General features: G+C 65.6%; 10 protein-coding genes and 1 pseudogene. 5 read left to right on the forward strand and 6 right to left on the reverse strand.

Annotated elements, in window-relative coordinates:
• Both CEY11_RS24715 and CEY11_RS24720 read right to left on the reverse strand, forming a co-directional pair.
• Window positions 1–1859, reverse strand: a 1859-nt coding sequence (locus CEY11_RS24715) for a VCBS domain-containing protein (protein WP_198958987.1), incomplete at its 3' end; no start/stop codon positions are given.
• A gap of 44 nt (window positions 1860–1903) precedes the next feature.
• Entirely contained in the window at window positions 1904–3493 is a 1590-nt protein-coding gene (locus CEY11_RS24720; RefSeq protein ID WP_088606108.1) for an Ig-like domain-containing protein, read from the reverse strand.
• 564 nt (window positions 3494–4057) lie between these two features.
• On the opposite strand from CEY11_RS24720, the gene CEY11_RS24725 reads away from it, so the two are divergent.
• Window positions 4058–6586: a sensor histidine kinase gene (locus tag CEY11_RS24725; RefSeq protein WP_158215439.1), complete on the forward strand. Its 2529-nt coding sequence runs from the start codon at window positions 4058–4060 to the stop codon at window positions 6584–6586.
• 344 nt (window positions 6587–6930) lie between these two features.
• On the opposite strand, the pseudogene CEY11_RS26025 reads toward CEY11_RS24725, so the two are convergent.
• A pseudogene (locus CEY11_RS26025) lies at window positions 6931–7539 on the reverse strand (precorrin-2 dehydrogenase/sirohydrochlorin ferrochelatase family protein); the annotation flags it as partial.
• A 279-nt stretch (window positions 7540–7818) separates the two neighbouring features.
• Between CEY11_RS26025 and nirB the strand changes: the two are divergent.
• The 4 genes from nirB to cobA all read left to right on the forward strand — a co-directional run bounded on the left by nirB (window position 7819) and on the right by cobA (window position 14656).
• Complete coding sequence (nirB, locus tag CEY11_RS24735) at window positions 7819–10281, forward strand: nitrite reductase large subunit NirB (RefSeq protein ID WP_088606111.1); 2463 nt, start codon at window positions 7819–7821, stop codon at window positions 10279–10281.
• A 19-nt stretch (window positions 10282–10300) separates the two neighbouring features.
• Complete coding sequence (gene nirD, locus CEY11_RS24740; RefSeq protein ID WP_332888384.1) at window positions 10301–10897, forward strand: nitrite reductase small subunit NirD; 597 nt, start codon at window positions 10301–10303, stop codon at window positions 10895–10897.
• A 55-nt stretch (window positions 10898–10952) separates the two neighbouring features.
• Window positions 10953–13670, forward strand: a complete 2718-nt coding sequence (locus tag CEY11_RS24745) for a nitrate reductase (RefSeq protein ID WP_088606112.1) — start codon at window positions 10953–10955, stop codon at window positions 13668–13670.
• A 176-nt stretch (window positions 13671–13846) separates the two neighbouring features.
• Window positions 13847–14656: a uroporphyrinogen-III C-methyltransferase gene (gene cobA, locus CEY11_RS24750; protein ID WP_088606113.1), complete on the forward strand. Its 810-nt coding sequence runs from the start codon at window positions 13847–13849 to the stop codon at window positions 14654–14656.
• 47 nt (window positions 14657–14703) lie between these two features.
• On the opposite strand, the gene CEY11_RS24755 is transcribed toward cobA, so the two are convergent.
• The 3 genes from CEY11_RS24755 to recX are packed head-to-tail and all read right to left on the reverse strand — an operon-like array spanning window position 14704 to window position 15946.
• Window positions 14704–15039: a helix-turn-helix domain-containing protein gene (locus CEY11_RS24755; RefSeq protein WP_088606114.1), complete on the reverse strand. Its 336-nt coding sequence runs from the start codon at window positions 15037–15039 to the stop codon at window positions 14704–14706.
• On the reverse strand, window positions 15014–15313 hold the full coding sequence (locus tag CEY11_RS24760) for a BrnT family toxin (RefSeq protein WP_233155070.1): 300 nt from the start codon (window positions 15311–15313) through the stop codon (window positions 15014–15016). The genes CEY11_RS24755 and CEY11_RS24760 overlap by 26 nt, the downstream gene beginning before the upstream one ends.
• A 54-nt stretch (window positions 15314–15367) precedes the next feature.
• Window positions 15368–15946 (reverse strand): recombination regulator RecX, encoded by a 579-nt coding sequence (gene recX, locus CEY11_RS24765; protein WP_088606115.1) that lies wholly within the window; start codon window positions 15944–15946, stop codon window positions 15368–15370.
• Window positions 15947–15953: the final 7 nt, after the last annotated feature.

A 15953-nucleotide genomic window follows, 5' to 3' on the forward strand; every position in this document is an offset into this window, starting at 1 on the left:
GCCTGGTGATAGCCATTGAGCTCCAGCGTCCCGTATTGCGTCTCGATGTGCTGCGCCGTACCGCCCAGCGCCTCGATCTCCGCCCGGCTCAGCACCTTCGTCTGCGTCACTCCGTCTACGTCCTGGTACGACAGCGTAATCGCCCCGCTCTCGCTCAGTCCGTCCAGCGCCTTCACCGTGAAGCTGGCGTTGACCTGGGTGTCTGCCCCGTTCGTCGCAGAACCCTCGGCCAGGCCACTCTCGAACACTACCTGATCAGTGGTCACCCCATCGGGCGTGGTAGCGGCATCATCCACCGGAACCGCCACCGTCACGCCATCGTCGGCGCCATTGATGGTAATCGTCAGCGTCGCCGTGCTCGAGTCCCCATCGCCGTCGGTGATCGTGTACGTATAGGTATCGGTCAGCGACTCCGTCGTCAACAGCCCCTGCACGGCCAGGTTGTTGTTGTCCAGCGCGTAGGTATAGCTGCCGTCCGGGTGGATCTCCAGTGTGCCGTACTGGCCATCAATCGTCAGCACGCCTCCGGCCTCAGTGGCCTCGTTGGCCTCGACATTCTCGCTGGCAATACCCGTCACCGTCGCGCCGTCGGCACCCTGCGTATCGGCCACATCATCCGGCCCAGGCGTGGCTCCGCTGCTCGCATCCTCCAGCACATTGCCACTGACCGTACTGCTGTCCTCGGCTATCGTCGCCCCGTCATCCTTCGCCTGGGGCGCATCATCGACGATCTTGATCGCGATGCTGCTGCCGTCGGTACTGCCGTCGCGATCGGTGGCCGTCACACCAATCGTGTCCGAGGCATCTGCCCCCACCACCTCTGGCGCCTTCGTCAGCACATAGCTGTAGTCGATCGTCAGCGTGCCGTCTGCCGCCTGGTGATAGCCATTGAGCTCCAGCGTCCCGTATTGCGTCTCGATGTGCTGCGCCGTACCGCCCAGCGCCTCGATCTCCGCCCGGCTCAGCACCTTCGTCTGCGTCACTCCGTCTACATCCTGGTACGACAGCGTGATCGCTCCGCTCTCGCTCAGTCCGTCCAGCGCCTTCACCGTGAAGCTGGCGTTGACCTGGGTGTCTGCCTCGTTCGTCGCAGAACCCTCGGTCAGGCCACTCTCGAACACTACCTGATCAGTGGTCACCCCATCGGGCGTGGTAGCGGCATCGTCCACTGGAACCGCCACCGTCACACCATCGTCCGTGCCGTTGATGGTGACCGTCAGCGTCGCCGTGCTCGAGTCCCCATCACCGTCGGTGATCGTGTACGTATAGGTATCGGTCAGCGACTCCGTCGTCAACAGCCCCTGCACGGCCAGGTTGTTGTTGTCCAGCGCGTAGGTATAGCTGCCGTCCGGGTGGATCTCCAGTGTGCCGTACTGGCCATCAATCGTCAGCACGCCGCTGCCGTCATCGCTCGGCGTATTGCCCGGAACCTTGTCGCTGGCAATATCCGTCACCGTCGCGCCGTCGGCACCCTGCGTATCGGCCACATCATCCGGCCCAGGCGTGGCTCCGCTGCTCGCATCCTCCAGCACATTGCCACTGACCGTACTGCTGTCCTCGGCTATCGTCGCCCCGTCATCCTTCGCCTGGGGCGCATCATCGACGATCTTGATCGCGATGCTGCTGCCGTCGGTACTGCCGTCGCGATCGGTGGCCGTCACTCCAATCGTGTCCGAGGCATCTGCCCCCACCACCTCCGGCGCCTTCGTCAGCACATAGCTGTAGTCGATCGTCAGCGTGCCATCTGCCGCCTGGTGATAGCCATTGAGCTCCAGCGTCCCGTATTGCGTCTCGATGTGCTGCGCCGTACCGCCCAGCGCCTCGATCTCCGCCCGGCTCAGCACCTTCGTCTGCGTCACTCCGTCTACATCCTGGTACGACAGCGTGATCGCCCCGCTCTCGCTCAGTCCGTCCAGCGCCTTCTGCTGTCCTCGGCTATCGTCGCCCCGTCATCCTTCGCCTCAGGCACATCATCGACGATGCGTACGCCCAGCGTATCGCTCGTCGTGTCGCCGTCCATGTCGGTCAGCGTAACGCCGAACTGCTCGTAGATATCATCCACGCCCGCAGCACCATGCGTCTGGGCGCCGTTAAGCGTATAGGTATAGCTCAGCTCGCCGGTAGCAGCGTCATAGCCTGTGATGTCGAGCGTGCTGCCGTTGCCGGTGATGATCGTCTGCGCGCTGAAGACATTATCGGTCACCAGCGCATAGTCCGTGCCATCGACAATGATGCTCAGATCATGAATCCCGTCCTGCGCATCGACCGTAAAGCTGCCGCTGGCCGTAGTTCCCGTGCCACCCGCATCACTGCCGCCCGCAAGCGAGCTCTCGTACACCACGATATCGCTACCGTTCGCACCCCCGGCGTCATCCGTCAAATTGGTCAGATGAACCGGGTCGTCGACCGGATTGGCCGTAATATTCAGGTTGGCAGCGTCCGTACCGCCCTGACCGTCAGTAATCGTATAGCTGACCGTGGGCACATCCCCGTTCCAGCCGGGCTCCGGCGTAAAGGTATAGCTGCCGTCCGAATTGATGGTCAGTTCGCCCACCCCCGTGATCTCGGCCGTTTCGCCCGGCTTGAAGGTTTCGGGCGTGCCGTCGCCATCGGTGTCGACGCGGAATTCGGTTACCGTCAACGGGTCGCCGTCGGGGTCATGATCGTTGGCCAGCACGTTACCGGTGACGGGCGTGTCTTCGTCGGTTACGACTAGGTCGTCTGTCGCGACCGGGGGATCCTGCACCGGGTCGACCGTGATGTCCAGCGTGGCGTGGTCGGTACCGCCGTTGCCGTCGGTGACCGTGTAGTCGACCGGGGGCACCTTGCCGTTCCAATTGGGTTCGGGGGTGAAGGTGTAGCTGCCGTCGGGGTTGACCGTCAGTTCGCCCACGCCCTGGATCTTGGCCGTGTCGCCGGCATTGAAAACATCCGGCTTGCCGTCGCCATTGACGTCCACGCTGAATTGCGTAACGCGCAAGGGATCGCCATCGGGGTCGTTGTCATTGAGCAGCACGTTACCGCTGATGCGGGAGTCTTCGCTGCCGTGCACGCTATCGTGCCCAGCAGCCGGAGGATGGTTGCCGCCACCGCCGCCACCGCCACCGCCCGCTGCCAACGCAACGCCGCCCAAACCGAGCAGTCCCAGCCCCGCCCACATCCATGGCGGAACCGCAGCCGAATCTTCTTCTATCTCAGTGAAATGGAACCCTTCCCATTCGGAAGGATACTGGCCCCACCACAGAACCCCGGCGTTGTCCTCGAGCACCAGGTCGCTGCGATGCCCTTCGGCATCCTTGGCAAAAAAACCTTCGACAACCACCACTTGGCCCTTGAGCAGAATCATCTTCAGATTCGCCCCGTCGCGTTCGAATGTACGCACGTCCTCGGGAGCGATTTTCAGCTGCACAATGGACGGAGTGGAAATCTTGAAATCGCTCGTATCAACGCTTTCGGTGCCGCCGCCAACTTTGCTCAGGATATTCGCCAACATTAAGGAAACCCCTTTTACTTCTTCTTGATTGAAACGCTCGTCCCACCACTGCCTTACGAGCGGCGCCAAAAACTGCCCTTACGCCGCTGCTAGGCCAGGTCTTGAATTGAAAAACCGCCCCCATCCGTAAGCCTTCCGTATGGAGAAAAGCCCAGACTAGGCACAGGCATACCCATGCCTGCTCGAGGCGGGCCTACGCACGTGCACCGGGATTCACTAAGGGGGGATGGATTTCGTAAGCGTGTTGTAAAAACTGCGGCTGAATGTAGCATTCAGAAATGCAACACAGTTTTGCAAAAATGACGATTTGTTTTGATAGAGCGCCGTTTCCCCTGACTTAATGCTTAATTAATGTCAATTTGCAGGAATCAACCATAGTATTCGGCATGGTGTTTTGCTAAAAACTCTGGACGGTGATAGACATCAGCAACATAGTTAATACAAATGAGACACTTGTGTAACTTTCCATTAACCACACTGACGTATACACATCGAATATCCATTGTGTCTACTTCAAGTGCCCGTACACTGAACTGACAAAACATAGCAATGCCCTTCCGACCCATGCCCACCCCAACACCCAGCCTGGCCGCGCGTACGCCGGGCTGGACGGTGCGGCGCTGGTGCCGGCGGGTCATGTATCGGCCGCTATGGCTTTGCCTGTTGCTGCTGTATGGCGCGCTGGCTTATGGGCAGACGGCTGCCATAGAGCCGGGCGGCCACTGGCCGCTGCAGGTCTGGCGCGATACCGGCCTGCTGCGCGACGATTCGGGCTCCATGGATCTGCAGCAGGTGGCTGCGCTGCCGGCCGGCGCCCAGCGGGGTTTTCGGCGCATCGGCACGGAAAAGCTCAAATCCCTCGACATGAAAACGGCATGGTGGCTGCAGCTGAAGCTGGCCAACCACGACACTCGGGCGTTGAAGCTGCGCCTGGCGCTCAGCCCCTACGATTTCCGCGAGATAGACATTTATTTGCAAAAGCCCGGCAGCGCCTGGCAACATCTGCATGGCGGGCTGACCTCCCCGCTGGCGCACAGATCGAGCCGCTCGCGCCTGCCCACGGCCGCATTCGCGCTGGAACCCGGGGAAAGTATCCGTATATTGGCGCGCATCGTCACCACCCAGCCCCATCTGATCAAGCCAGTGCTGTACACCAACGACGGCTTCATCGCGCACGAAGTGCACATGCGCGGCTGGGACAGCCTGCTGTTCGGCGGGCTGCTGGCGCTGGGCTGGATCGCGCTGATGATCGCCCTGTTCTCGCGCAACGGCGCGTTCCTGTTGCTGAGTGCCGAGGCGCTGCTGGTGGCCGGCTACGAGGCGGTGCGGCGCGGCTACGGCCACTTGTATTTATGGCCCGACAGCACGGAATGGAGCTACCGCAGCCTGCACGTGCTGGGGCATTTGTCGCTGGCGGTATTCCTGCTGTTCATCTTCGAAGTGGCGCGCCAGGAAAAGGTGCGGCTGCCGGGGCGCCGCTGGCTCACCGGCTTTACGGCTTTCGAGCTGGGCATGGCCCTGGCTTCGTGGCTGGGCGACACGTTTCTGGTGCGGCGCATAGCGGCCTTCTCGACCCCCCTGTTCGCCGTGGGCCTGTTGCTGCTGGTGGCGGCCCTGGCGCGCCAGCGGGTGCCGACACGCAGGCTGATGCTGCTGATCACGGCCTACGTGGCCCTGCACATGACGCTCAGCGCCCTGGAGCCCTGGGGACTGCTGCCCGATTTCGTGTACCAGGGCACGCTGGGCGGACTGGGCGTCAACCCTCTGGCCGTGCTGTTCGGCTTTTATCTGAGCCTGGCTCTGCTGGCTGCCTGGATCACGCTTTTGGGCAAGCAGCGCAACAGCGCCACCGAGGCTCTGGCGCAGTGGCAGGCTCAGGAAAACCAGCGCCTCAGTGCTGAGGTCGCTACCCAGACGCAGGCGCTGAACAAGGCACTGGAATACGCCAACGACAAGAATCGCCAGAAAACCGAAATTCTCAGCTACATCGGACACGATCTGCGCGCGCCCCTGGCCACCATCGTCGGCTATGCGCGGCTGCTGGTTCACAGCCCTGCCTCCGAACGAGCCGCGCAGCTGCGCGCCATCGAGCGCAATGTCGATTATCAGCTGGATCTGATCGACGAGCTGCTGAATTACGCCCGGGCGGAACTCAAGCCTCTGCATCTGGTCAGCGCGCCGGTCGAGATGGCCGGCCTGCTGGAAGACGTGGTCAGGCAAGGCCATGCGCTCAGCCAAGGCCAGCACAACCGCTTCCAGGCCGATCTCCCCGGCATTCTGCCGCACACGGTATTGCTGGACGCGCGGCGGCTGCGCCAGGTACTGCTGAACCTGCTGTCGAACGCGGCCAAGTTCACCCGCCGCGGCCTTATCACGCTGCGGGTACGCGCAGTTCGAGCCGACACTGCCAGCCCGGTGTGGACGCTGGACTTCGAGGTCAGCGACACGGGCATAGGCATAGACCCGGGCAGGCAGGACTCGATATTCAAGGCCTTCGAGCAAGGGCCGACGCGCCCTGAAGGCGTGGGCCTGGGCTTGTTCATCGCGCGCAGCATCATCCGCACGATGGGCGGCGAATTATATGTGCAAAGTGCGCCGGATCAGGGCAGCACGTTCCGCTTCGAGCTGAAACTGATGGCGGCCGACGACCACATCCTGCACTGGGCACCGCCGGATCTTTCCACCCAGGCCCTCGCGCAAACAGTGCCGGCCCTGCCCAGCGAAGCCCCGCCGCCGCACGACCGGCTGGAACTGGCGGTGCTGGCGCGCGACGGCCAGCTTAGCGACATCGAGTACTGGCTGGCGCGCATGTCGTTTGCCTATCCACACTGCACCGAGTTCTTCACCGAGATACGCGGCGCGCTGCAGGCTCTTGACCTGGAACGCATAGAAAGTCTAGCGCTGGCTCAGCCCGCGCCGGCCGATGCGGCCAGGACGTCCACGGCAGCGGCGGCCACCGCGGAAGCGCCTGCCTCCAAAGCGGCCGATGGCGGCGCATCTTTCGCTGGCACGCCTGCCGCGAATGCGTCCGCCGCCGATGCTTCGGCAGCCAAGCCCTCCGCAGCCGCAGCATCCACCGCTGGAACCCAATAACAGCTATAGCCTTGGGCGCTGAAGCCATGCAGCAGGCTGCGGGCTGCTTGCAGGCGGCGGCGGAACAGGCAGACCAGGCGCGCGCCCGCCCTCACCTGCGCCAGGCCCTGGCCCAATATGGGCTGCGACTCGGGCGCGTGCAGATCGGGCACGGCAAAGCGCCCGGCATCGCGCCGCGCCATGTCCAGCAAGGACGGATCGGGCATGGGCTCGTGGACGATCAGGTCGGCCGAGGACAGCGCGCGCAGGCCTTTCAGCGTCAACAGTTCAGGGTCGCCATTGCCCGCGTCCAGAAAACATATAGTGCCCGGGCCATGGGGCTGAGCCGCCCGCAGTGCCCGATCGAGACGGCGCCGCGCAGGTTCCAGTCCCTGCCCCGCCGCGGCGGCTGCGACGGGGCCGTCGAACATCCATTCGTAGAATCGGCGCCGCTGCGCCACGTCCGCATAACGCGCGCGTATATGCGGCCGGTAGCGCCGCGCCAGCTCGGCCAGCAACGACAAGGAAGGATCCAGCAGTCCTTCCAGCCTTTCGCGCAGGCGGCGCGCCAGCACGGGCGCCGCGCCGCCGGATGAAATCGCCACCGTCAAAGGCGAGCGATCGACGATGGCAGGCACGTGGAAACTGGACAGTTCGGGGTCGTCCACGACATTGACCCACAGCCCGCGCACGCCCGCATCGTGCGCCACCCGCGCATTCACGGCGCGCATGCCGGTGGCCGCCACCACCAGGCACTGGCCGTCCAGCCAGGCCACACGATAGTCGCCCTGCAAGTGACACAGCGCGCCGTTCTCGGCCAGCTCGCGCAGCTGCGCGCAAAGCCGCGGCGCGCCGACGTGCACGCAGGCTCCCGCCTGCATCAGCAGGGCCGTCTTGCGCCAAGCCACGGCGCCGCCGCCGACCACCAGCACACTGCGGCCACGCACGTCGCTGAACATGGGAAACAAACGCATCTCTCGCTCCTTGCAGCGTCATCGACACCCATGACCAAGCAAAGTCCGTGCCGGCCGGCCTGCGCGCGGGCGCCGCATGCCTGGCCGCGGCGCAAGCACCGCGATGGTGCAGGCGGTATGGGCGCGCACCGCTGCTGTGCAGGCCGCCGGGCCGGTTCCACGGCATATGCCCGGCGCAACGCCTGGCACGCGTTTTGCTTGATACCCGTTACAGACGTATGCGGCACGGCGCGAAACGCGTGGCGGGCTGGATACGCTCATGGATCCCGGAGCATTCAGATGAAGAAACGCAAACTCGTGGTGGTCGGCAATGGCATGGCAGGCACCCGGACGCTGGAAGAACTGCTGGAGCTGGCGCCCGACCTGTACGACATTACGGTATTCGGCGCGGAACCCTATCCGAACTACAACCGCATCCTGTTGTCGCCGGTGCTGACCGGCGAACAGACGGTGCAGGACATCATCCTCAACGACCTGGACTGGTACCGCGAGCGCCACATCGACCTGCGGCTCGAATCCCGCATCGTCGACATCCGCCGCAACCGCAAGGAAGTGGTGGCCGAGGACGGCAGCGTGACCCGCTACGACCGCCTGCTGCTGGCTACGGGCTCGAACCCGGTGATCCTGCCGGTGCCCGGGCATGAACTGCAAGGCGTGGTGACGTTTCGCGACATACGCGATGTCAAGCTGATGATCGAGGCAGCGGGCACGCTGCGCCGCGCCATCGTCATAGGCGGCGGGCTGCTGGGCCTGGAAGCGGCCAATGGCCTGGCCGCGCGCGGCATGGAAGTGGCGGTGGTGCACCTGGGCACGAACCTGCTGGATCGGCAGCTGGATGGCCAGGCAGCCGGGCTGCTGCGCGCCAGCCTGGAACAGCGCGGCCTGGAGTTCCTGATGGAGCGCCAGACTGAAGCGATCCTGGGCACGGACGACGGCCGCGTGCGCGGCATACGCTTTGCCGGCGGCGAGGAAAGGCCCGCAGACCTGATCGTGATGGCGGTGGGCATACGCCCCAACACCGATCTGGCCGAACGCGCCGGCATCCATACCGACCGCGGCGTGGTCGTCAACGACACCTTGCAGACCTACGATCCCAGCATCTACGCGGTGGGTGAATGCGTAAGCCACCGCGGCACCGCCTACGGCCTGGTGGCGCCGCTGTTCGAACAGGCCAAGGTCGCGGCCAACCACCTGGCGTTCTTCGGCATTTCGCGCTACCCCGGCAGCGTCACCTCCACCAAGCTCAAGGTAACCGGCATAGATGTATTCTCGGCCGGCGACTTCGTGGGCGGCGGCGGCACCGAGGCGATCACGCTGGCCGACCCGATGGGCGGCGTCTACAAGAAGCTGGTGATCCGCGACGACAAGCTGGTGGGAGCCTGCCTGTACGGCGACACGGTGGACGGCGGCTGGTACTTCCGGCTCATCAAGGAAGCCCGTTCGATCGACGCCTTGCGCGACCACCTGATGTACGGCGAAGGCTCGGCCGGCGACACCGGCCATGCCGGCCAGAACAGCGTGGTGGGCATGCCCGATTCCACCGAAGTCTGCGGCTGCAACGGCGTGTGCAAGGGCACTATCGTCAAGGCCATACGCGAGCAAGGCCTGTTCACGGTCGACGAGATCAAGAAGCACACCAAGGCCGGCAGTTCCTGCGGCTCGTGCGTCGGCCTGGTCGAGCAGATACTGATCAACTGCGTGGGCGGCGCGGCCAACATCAAGCCCAGCACCGAAAAGCCCGTGTGCGGCTGCACCGACTTCACGCACGGCGAAGTGCGCAGGGCCATACGCGACCACCACCTGGTCTCGATCGCGCAAGCCATGGAATTCCTGGAATGGCGCAACAGCGACGGCTGCGCCACCTGCCGGCCGGCACTGAATTACTACGTGACCTGCAGCTGGCCCGGCGAGGCCCGCGACGACGCGCAGTCGCACCTGGCCAACGAACGCATGCACGCCAATATCCAGAAGGACGGCACCTACTCGGTGGTGCCGCGCATGTGGGGCGGCGTGACCACGCCGGCCGAGCTGCGCCGCATCGCCGACGTGGCCGACAAATACCAGGTGCCCATGGTCAAGGTCACCGGCGGCCAGCGCATCGACCTGCTGGGGGTGCGCAAGCAGGACTTGCCGGCCGTCTGGAAAGACCTGGACATGCCCTCCGGGCACGCCTACGGCAAGGGCCTGCGCACCGTCAAGACCTGTGTGGGCAGCGAGTTCTGCCGCTTCGGCACACAAGACTCCACGGCCATGGGCATCGCGCTGGAAAAAGACCTAGTGGGCATGAGCAGCCCGCACAAGGTCAAGCTCGCGGTGTCGGGCTGCCCGCGCAATTGCGCCGAGTCCGGCATCAAGGACGTGGGTGTAATCGCGGTGGATTCGGGCTGGGAAATCTATGTGGGCGGCAACGGCGGCATCAAGACCGAAGTAGCGCAGTTCTTCGCCAAGGTCGCCAGCGCCGAAGCTGTGCTGGAACACGCCGGCGCCTTTTTGCAGTTGTACCGCGAGGAAGCCTTCTACCTGGAACGCACCTGCCACTACCTGGGCCGCGTCGGCCTGGATCACGCCAGGGCGCGCGTGGTCGACGACGCCGCCAATCGCGCCGCCCTGTACCAGCGGCTGAAGTTCGCGCTGTCTTTCGAGCGCGACCCGTGGGCTACGCGCGTGCAGGAGCCCGCGGCGCGGCGTGAATTCGAACCCCTGAGCGTCGAACCCCTGAGCACGGAGCCCCTGGGCGCCTGAAGCCAGCATGGACATGAACATGGATACAAGCACGATGGACACGAGCACGATGAATGCAAGCACGATGGCTATAGGTATAGCGAACGCCAGCGCGGCGGCGAGCACTGACGCGACGGCGAGTGCCGGCTCTGCCGTTGCAGAGCCCAGTGCAATAAGCAGCGGCTCGGTACATGCGCAAGCGGCAGCCGCCGGCGCCATGGGTGCAAGCCACCCCGCCCCGGCCTGGACGCCGGTCTGCGGCGTCGAGGACATCCCGCGCGCCGGCGCGCGTGTCGTCAAGCGTGGCGGCGCCGACGACATTGCGGTATTCCGGGCCTCGGACGACCACGTCTTCGCCCTGCTGGATCGCTGCCCGCACAAGGGCGGCCCGCTATCGGCCGGCCTGGTGCATGGTCATGCCGTCACCTGCCCGCTGCATGGCTGGGTCATAGGCCTGGACGACGGCCGGGCCCAGGCGCCGGACGAGGGCTGCTCGCAGCGCATCGCCGCGCGGGTCGAGGACGGCACCGTTTACCTGGATCTCGCCGGCCACGGCCACGGCTGCAGCCAAGGCCAAGGACGTAGGCCGACTCCAAAGCTGCGCACGGCGCAGCCAGCCGCCGACGACAGCCCTTGAACGCTGCGGCGCGCCGCAGCCCTACACCTGATACACGCGACACCGGGAACACCAGATGAAGCACGCCGCAATACCCCCGCCGCCGATACATACCGTCAACTCCGTCTGCTGTTATTGCGGCACGGGCTGTGGCGTGCAGGTGCGCACCCAGGGCGAACGCGTCATCGACGTTGCGGGCGACGCCGCACACCCTTCCAGCCACGGCCGGCTCTGCAGCAAGGGCATGAACCTGGCGGCCACGGTGCGGCGCGACGCCAGCCGCGTGCTGACGGCACAGCTGCGGCGCAACCGCCAGGAAGAGCGCCGCCCCATCGCCCTGCACAGCGCCCTGTCGGCGGCCGCACGGCGCCTGGCGCAGACCTTGCGCCAGCACGGGCCGCAAGCCATCGGCCTGTATCTTTCCGGGCAGCTGCTGACCGAAGACTATGCGGTATTCAACAAGCTGGCGCGCGCGCTGATCGGCACCAACAATATCGACACCAATTCGCGGCTGTGCATGTCCAGCGCCGTGTCGGGCTATGTGCGCACGCTCGGCGCCGACGCGCCGCCGGCCTGCTACGAAGACTTGGAGCACGCGAAGATGGTGTTCATCGCGGGCTCGAACATGGCCTATGCCCATCCGGTGCTGTTCCGGCGCCTGGAGGCCGCCAAGGCGCGCGACCCCGCCATGAAGATCGTAGTGGTCGACCCGCGCCGCACCGATACCTGCGAGATCGCCGACTTGCACCTGCAGATCACGGCGGGCACCGACGTGGCGCTGATGCACGCCATGCTGAACGTGCTGATCTGGGAAGGCCTGGTAGACCACGGCTACATCGTCCGCCACACCGAGGGCTTCGAAGCGCTGAAGCGCCGCGTGCACGAATACACGCCGCGCGCGGCCCAGGAAATATGCGGCGTGCCGGCCGATGACATCGTGCGCTGCGCGCGCTGGTTCGGGTCTTGCGGGCCGGCCCTGTCGCTCTACACCATGGGGCTGAATCAGTCCAGCAGTGGCACGGCAAAGAATGCGGCATTGATCCACCTGCACCTGGCTACCGGCCAGATCGGCAAACCCGGCGCCGGCCCTTTTTCGCTGACCGGGCAGCCCAATGCCATGGGGGGCGGGCGCGAGGCCGGCGGCATGGCCACCCTGCTGCCCGGCCACCGCGACCCCGCAAACGCCGAGCACCGCGCCGAGGTGGCGGCCGCCTGGGGCATGGACAGCCTGCCCGAGACGCCGGGGCTGACCGCCGTGGAACTGTTCGATGCGACGCTGGCCGGCAAAGTGAAGGTGCTGTGGATCGCGGGCACCAACCCGGCGCAATCGCTGCCCAATCAGGCCAAGGTGCGCGCCGCGCTGCAGCGTGCCGAGTTCGTGATCGTGCAGGAAGCCTATGCGCACACCGAGACCCTGGAATATGCCGACCTGGTGCTGCCGGCGGCCACCTGGCCGGAAAAGGACGGCACCATGACGAACTCGGAACGCCGCATAAGCCGCGTGCGTGCCGCGCTGCGCCCGCCCGGCGACGCCCGGCCCGACTGGCAGCTGGCCTGTGGGGTGGCGCGCCGGCTGGCGGCCGAAATTGCGCCGGCCAAGGCGGCGCTGTTCCGCTACCGCAGCGCGGCCGAGATTTTCATCGAACACGCCGGCCTGACCCAGGGCCGCGACCTGGACTACAGCGCACTGAGCCACGCCCTGCTGGATTCCGCAGGGCCGCAGCAATGGCCTTATGCGCCTCTGGGTGCGGCGCGCCCGCGCCTGTATGCCGACGGCGTGTTCCCGACACCCGATGGGCGGGCGCGCTTCATGGACATAGGCTATGAACCCGTGGCCGAGAGGCCTACTGCGCGCCGCCCCTTGCGCCTGACCACCGGCCGCCTGCGCGACCAGTGGCACACCATGAGCCGCACCGGCCTAGTGCCGCAACTGACGCGCCACGCCGAAGAGCCCTGCATACACCTGCATCCCGACGACATGAAAAGACTGGCGATCGCCGCCGGACAGCTGGCCGAGGTAGAGTCCGGGCGCGGCCGCCTGGTGGCGCCGGCCCAGCCCGACGCGGCGCTGAAACCCGGTCACGCCTATATGCCCATGCACTGGGGCAGCGGCTATATGGCCGGCGACGGCGTCAACGCGCTGGGCAACGACGCCGTCGACCCGCTGTCGCACCAGCCCGAGCTCAAGCACAGTGCGGTCAGCGTGCGGCCGCTGGCCTGGCAGTGGCAGGCATCGGCCTGGATGCGCGGCGCCATACCGGCGCTGCGCCCGCGCCTGGCCTCTTGGCTGCGCGCCTTTCCCTATGCAGTACTGGTGGCCAGCGCCATCGGCGGCGAAAGCGTGCGGCTGCGCGTGGCCGGCCCCGAAGTGCCGGAGCCCGCCATGCTGGAGCGGCTGGCGGCCGACCTGGAACTGGACAGCCCCGACATGGCTTTCGACGACCCGGCCCGTGGTGTGCTGCGGCGCCTGCGACGCGGCGACGGCCGGCTACAGGCCTTTCTGCTGGCCGGCGACCTGCGCGCCCAAGAGGCGCTGCTGGCCTGGGCCGAGGACGGCACGGCACCCGAAGACCCCGGCCGCGCGCTGATGGGACGCACACGCGCCGCCGCGCGCGCGCGCATCGTCTGCGCCTGCCACGGCGTGGCCGAAGACGCGATATTGCGGGCGATCGGCGACGGCCACACCCTGGAAGAATTGAAGCTGGGACTGAAGTGCGGCACCGCCTGCGGGTCGTGCGTGCCGCAGCTCAAGCGCATGCTGCGCGAACACGGCCCCGGGGAGATTGCCGCATGAAGACAGATTGCACCACTACAAGCACCACGGGCCTTGCCGCCCATAGTCTTAGCGCCGCCCTTACCGCTGCCCCCAGCCCTGCCGCCGCACCTGACGCTGCAGCCGCACGCGCTATGACAAGCACCAGGGGCCTTGGTACTCCTGCCATCGCTGCGGGCGCTCACAAGCAGTGTCCAATGAAAAGCTCAATTGAAGATACGACTACAAGCCCTGCCAAAGGCCGCGTCTGGCTGGTGGGCGCAGGCCCGGGCGACGTCGAGCTGCTGACCCTCAAGGCGTTGCGCGTGCTGCGGCTATGCGAGGTGTGGCTGGTCGACGACCTGGTGGGCCGCGACATACTGGAACTGGCGCGGCCAGGCACGCGCATCATCGAGGTGGGCAAGCGCGGCGGCTGTACATCGACGCCGCAGGAATTCATTCTGCGGCTGATGGAAAGCCATGCGCGCCAAGGCCGCACGGTGGCTCGCGTCAAGGGCGGCGACCCGTACATCTTCGGCCGCGCCGGCGAAGAAATTGCCTGGCTGACCGAGCGCGGCATCGAGGCGCAAAGCGTCAGCGGCATTACCGCGGGCCTGGCCGTGGCCGGCGCACTGGGCCTGCCGCTGACTCACCGCGGCGTGGCGCGCGGCGTGACGCTGGTAACGGCGCATACCGCCGACGGTACACAGCCCGATTGGCAGGCCCTGGCGCGCAGCGGCCTGAGCATCGTGTGCTACATGGGCATGAGCAAGCCGCGCGCCTTGGCGCAGCAGTGGCTGGAAGCGGGCTTCGCCCCCACACTACCCGTAGCCGTGGTGCAGCACGTTTCCTGCGCCACGCAACGCCACGCCTGCACCACCCTGGAACACCTGGCCGCAACCATAGAGGCCCAAGGCCTGGCCAGCCCCGCCATCATCGTGCTGGGCGAAGCCGTGCGCCATGCCCAAGCCCAGGGGGTCGCCTTTCAAGCAGCGCCTCAGGCCATGCCATGCGCGGGACGCGGCTAAGGCAATATCCACACCTCGCCACACCCTCTATTCCAAGGCTCTAAGGCTTATTCCAAAGCCGCCAGACAGGCTTTGGGCATTTTGTAGAGAACTTTCAGCAAGGCCTTTGCCGCTCCGGTGGGGCGGCGGCGGCCCTGCTCCCAATTGCGAATGGTTTCCAGCGATACGTTGATGCTACTGGCAAATTCCTGTTGGGTAAGCCCAAGGCGTCGCCGCACCTCGCGGGCAAAATCGCCCGCGTCACGCAGAGCCTGAAGATCATCCGCCTTTTTCTGCAGTTCCAGGTCGGCTTGCGTGCTACGGTCGAGGCGCTCGGTGTCGACCCTGCCTACCGGAAAAGATTCCAGCCGCCCCACATCAATTTTTACTCGCACCGTTTTCATAAAACTTGAGCTCTCGCTGATTCGCCTTGCGCGCGGAAATGATGCGTATGCCTGAACCGCGCAGGGTATACACCACAACAAACACGCGGGTCTCGACACGGCCCAATACCTGATAGCGGTCTTCGCCATAGTCCCATCGAACGTCCTTCACTACCAATCGGCCGGGATCTGCGAACACGCGTAGGACATAAGTGAAATCGAATCCGCGCTCGGCAAAACAGGCATCGCTTTTTGCCTTGTCCCATTCGAATTCCACGAATTCATGGTAGTTCATTGGACTAGTCGAGTCAATCGGCAAAGACCGTCGCTACACATGCCTGAACGGTACTTAGGTGCTGGAAACGTCGTCTTGTTCGCCCAGGATGCGGCGCAGGCATTCGGGGGAAAAGCCGCGCGAGGCCAGGAAGCGGAATTGCCTGGCGTATTCGCGCGCGTCTTGCGGCGGGCCGCTGAACTTCTTGCGCCAGACTTGGCGGGCGCGTTCGATTTCGGTGCCTTGGAGCTGGGCCTTTACAGCCTCGAGGTTTTCGTCGGGCACGCCCTGGCGGCGTAATTCCTGGACGATGCGCGCCGTGCCCTGGCGCGCCGCCTTGCGGTGCACCAGGGCCTGGGCGTAGCGTTCGTCGGACAGCCAGCGTTCGTGTTCGAGCTGGTCGAGAACGAGGTCGAGTTCGTCGGCGTCGGCCACATTGGGCAGCAGCTTGCGCCGCAATTCCTGGCGCGAGTATTCGCGCCGGGAAAGGTAGGCCACGGCCCGTGCCTTGAGGCTGCGCCCGCTAAGCGCCGCCGCGGGCTGTCCGGCGGCCACGGCCGCGAGCTGCTCGAAGGGCTCGAGAGGCCGGGGCGCCCCTTGCAAAGAGCGCGGCCCCGGCGTTTCGAACGGATCGTCGTCGGGCGTGCGCGGCATGGGGCGG

The organism is Candidimonas nitroreducens (genome assembly GCF_002209565.1).
Classification (GTDB): Bacteria; Pseudomonadota; Gammaproteobacteria; order Burkholderiales; family Burkholderiaceae_B; genus Candidimonas; species Candidimonas nitroreducens.

Bases quoted from the DNA above. Each gene is read 5' to 3' on its own strand.
- CEY11_RS24760 (WP_233155070.1), bottom strand. From the start codon at position 15,313: ATGAACTACCATGAATTCGTGGAATTCGAATGGGACAAGGCAAAAAGC.
- CEY11_RS24745 (WP_088606112.1), top strand. From the start codon at position 10,953: ATGAAGCACGCCGCAATACCCCCGCCGCCGATACATACCGTCAACTCC.
- cobA (WP_088606113.1), top strand. From the start codon at position 13,847: ATGAAAAGCTCAATTGAAGATACGACTACAAGCCCTGCCAAAGGCCGC.
- recX (WP_088606115.1), bottom strand. From the start codon at position 15,946: ATGCCGCGCACGCCCGACGACGATCCGTTCGAAACGCCGGGGCCGCGC.
- CEY11_RS24755 (WP_088606114.1), bottom strand. From the start codon at position 15,039: ATGAAAACGGTGCGAGTAAAAATTGATGTGGGGCGGCTGGAATCTTTT.
- nirB (WP_088606111.1), top strand. From the start codon at position 7,819: ATGAAGAAACGCAAACTCGTGGTGGTCGGCAATGGCATGGCAGGCACC.
- CEY11_RS24725 (WP_158215439.1), top strand. From the start codon at position 4,058: ATGCCCACCCCAACACCCAGCCTGGCCGCGCGTACGCCGGGCTGGACG.
- nirD (WP_332888384.1), top strand. From the start codon at position 10,301: ATGGATACAAGCACGATGGACACGAGCACGATGAATGCAAGCACGATG.
- CEY11_RS24720 (WP_088606108.1), bottom strand. From the start codon at position 3,493: ATGTTGGCGAATATCCTGAGCAAAGTTGGCGGCGGCACCGAAAGCGTT.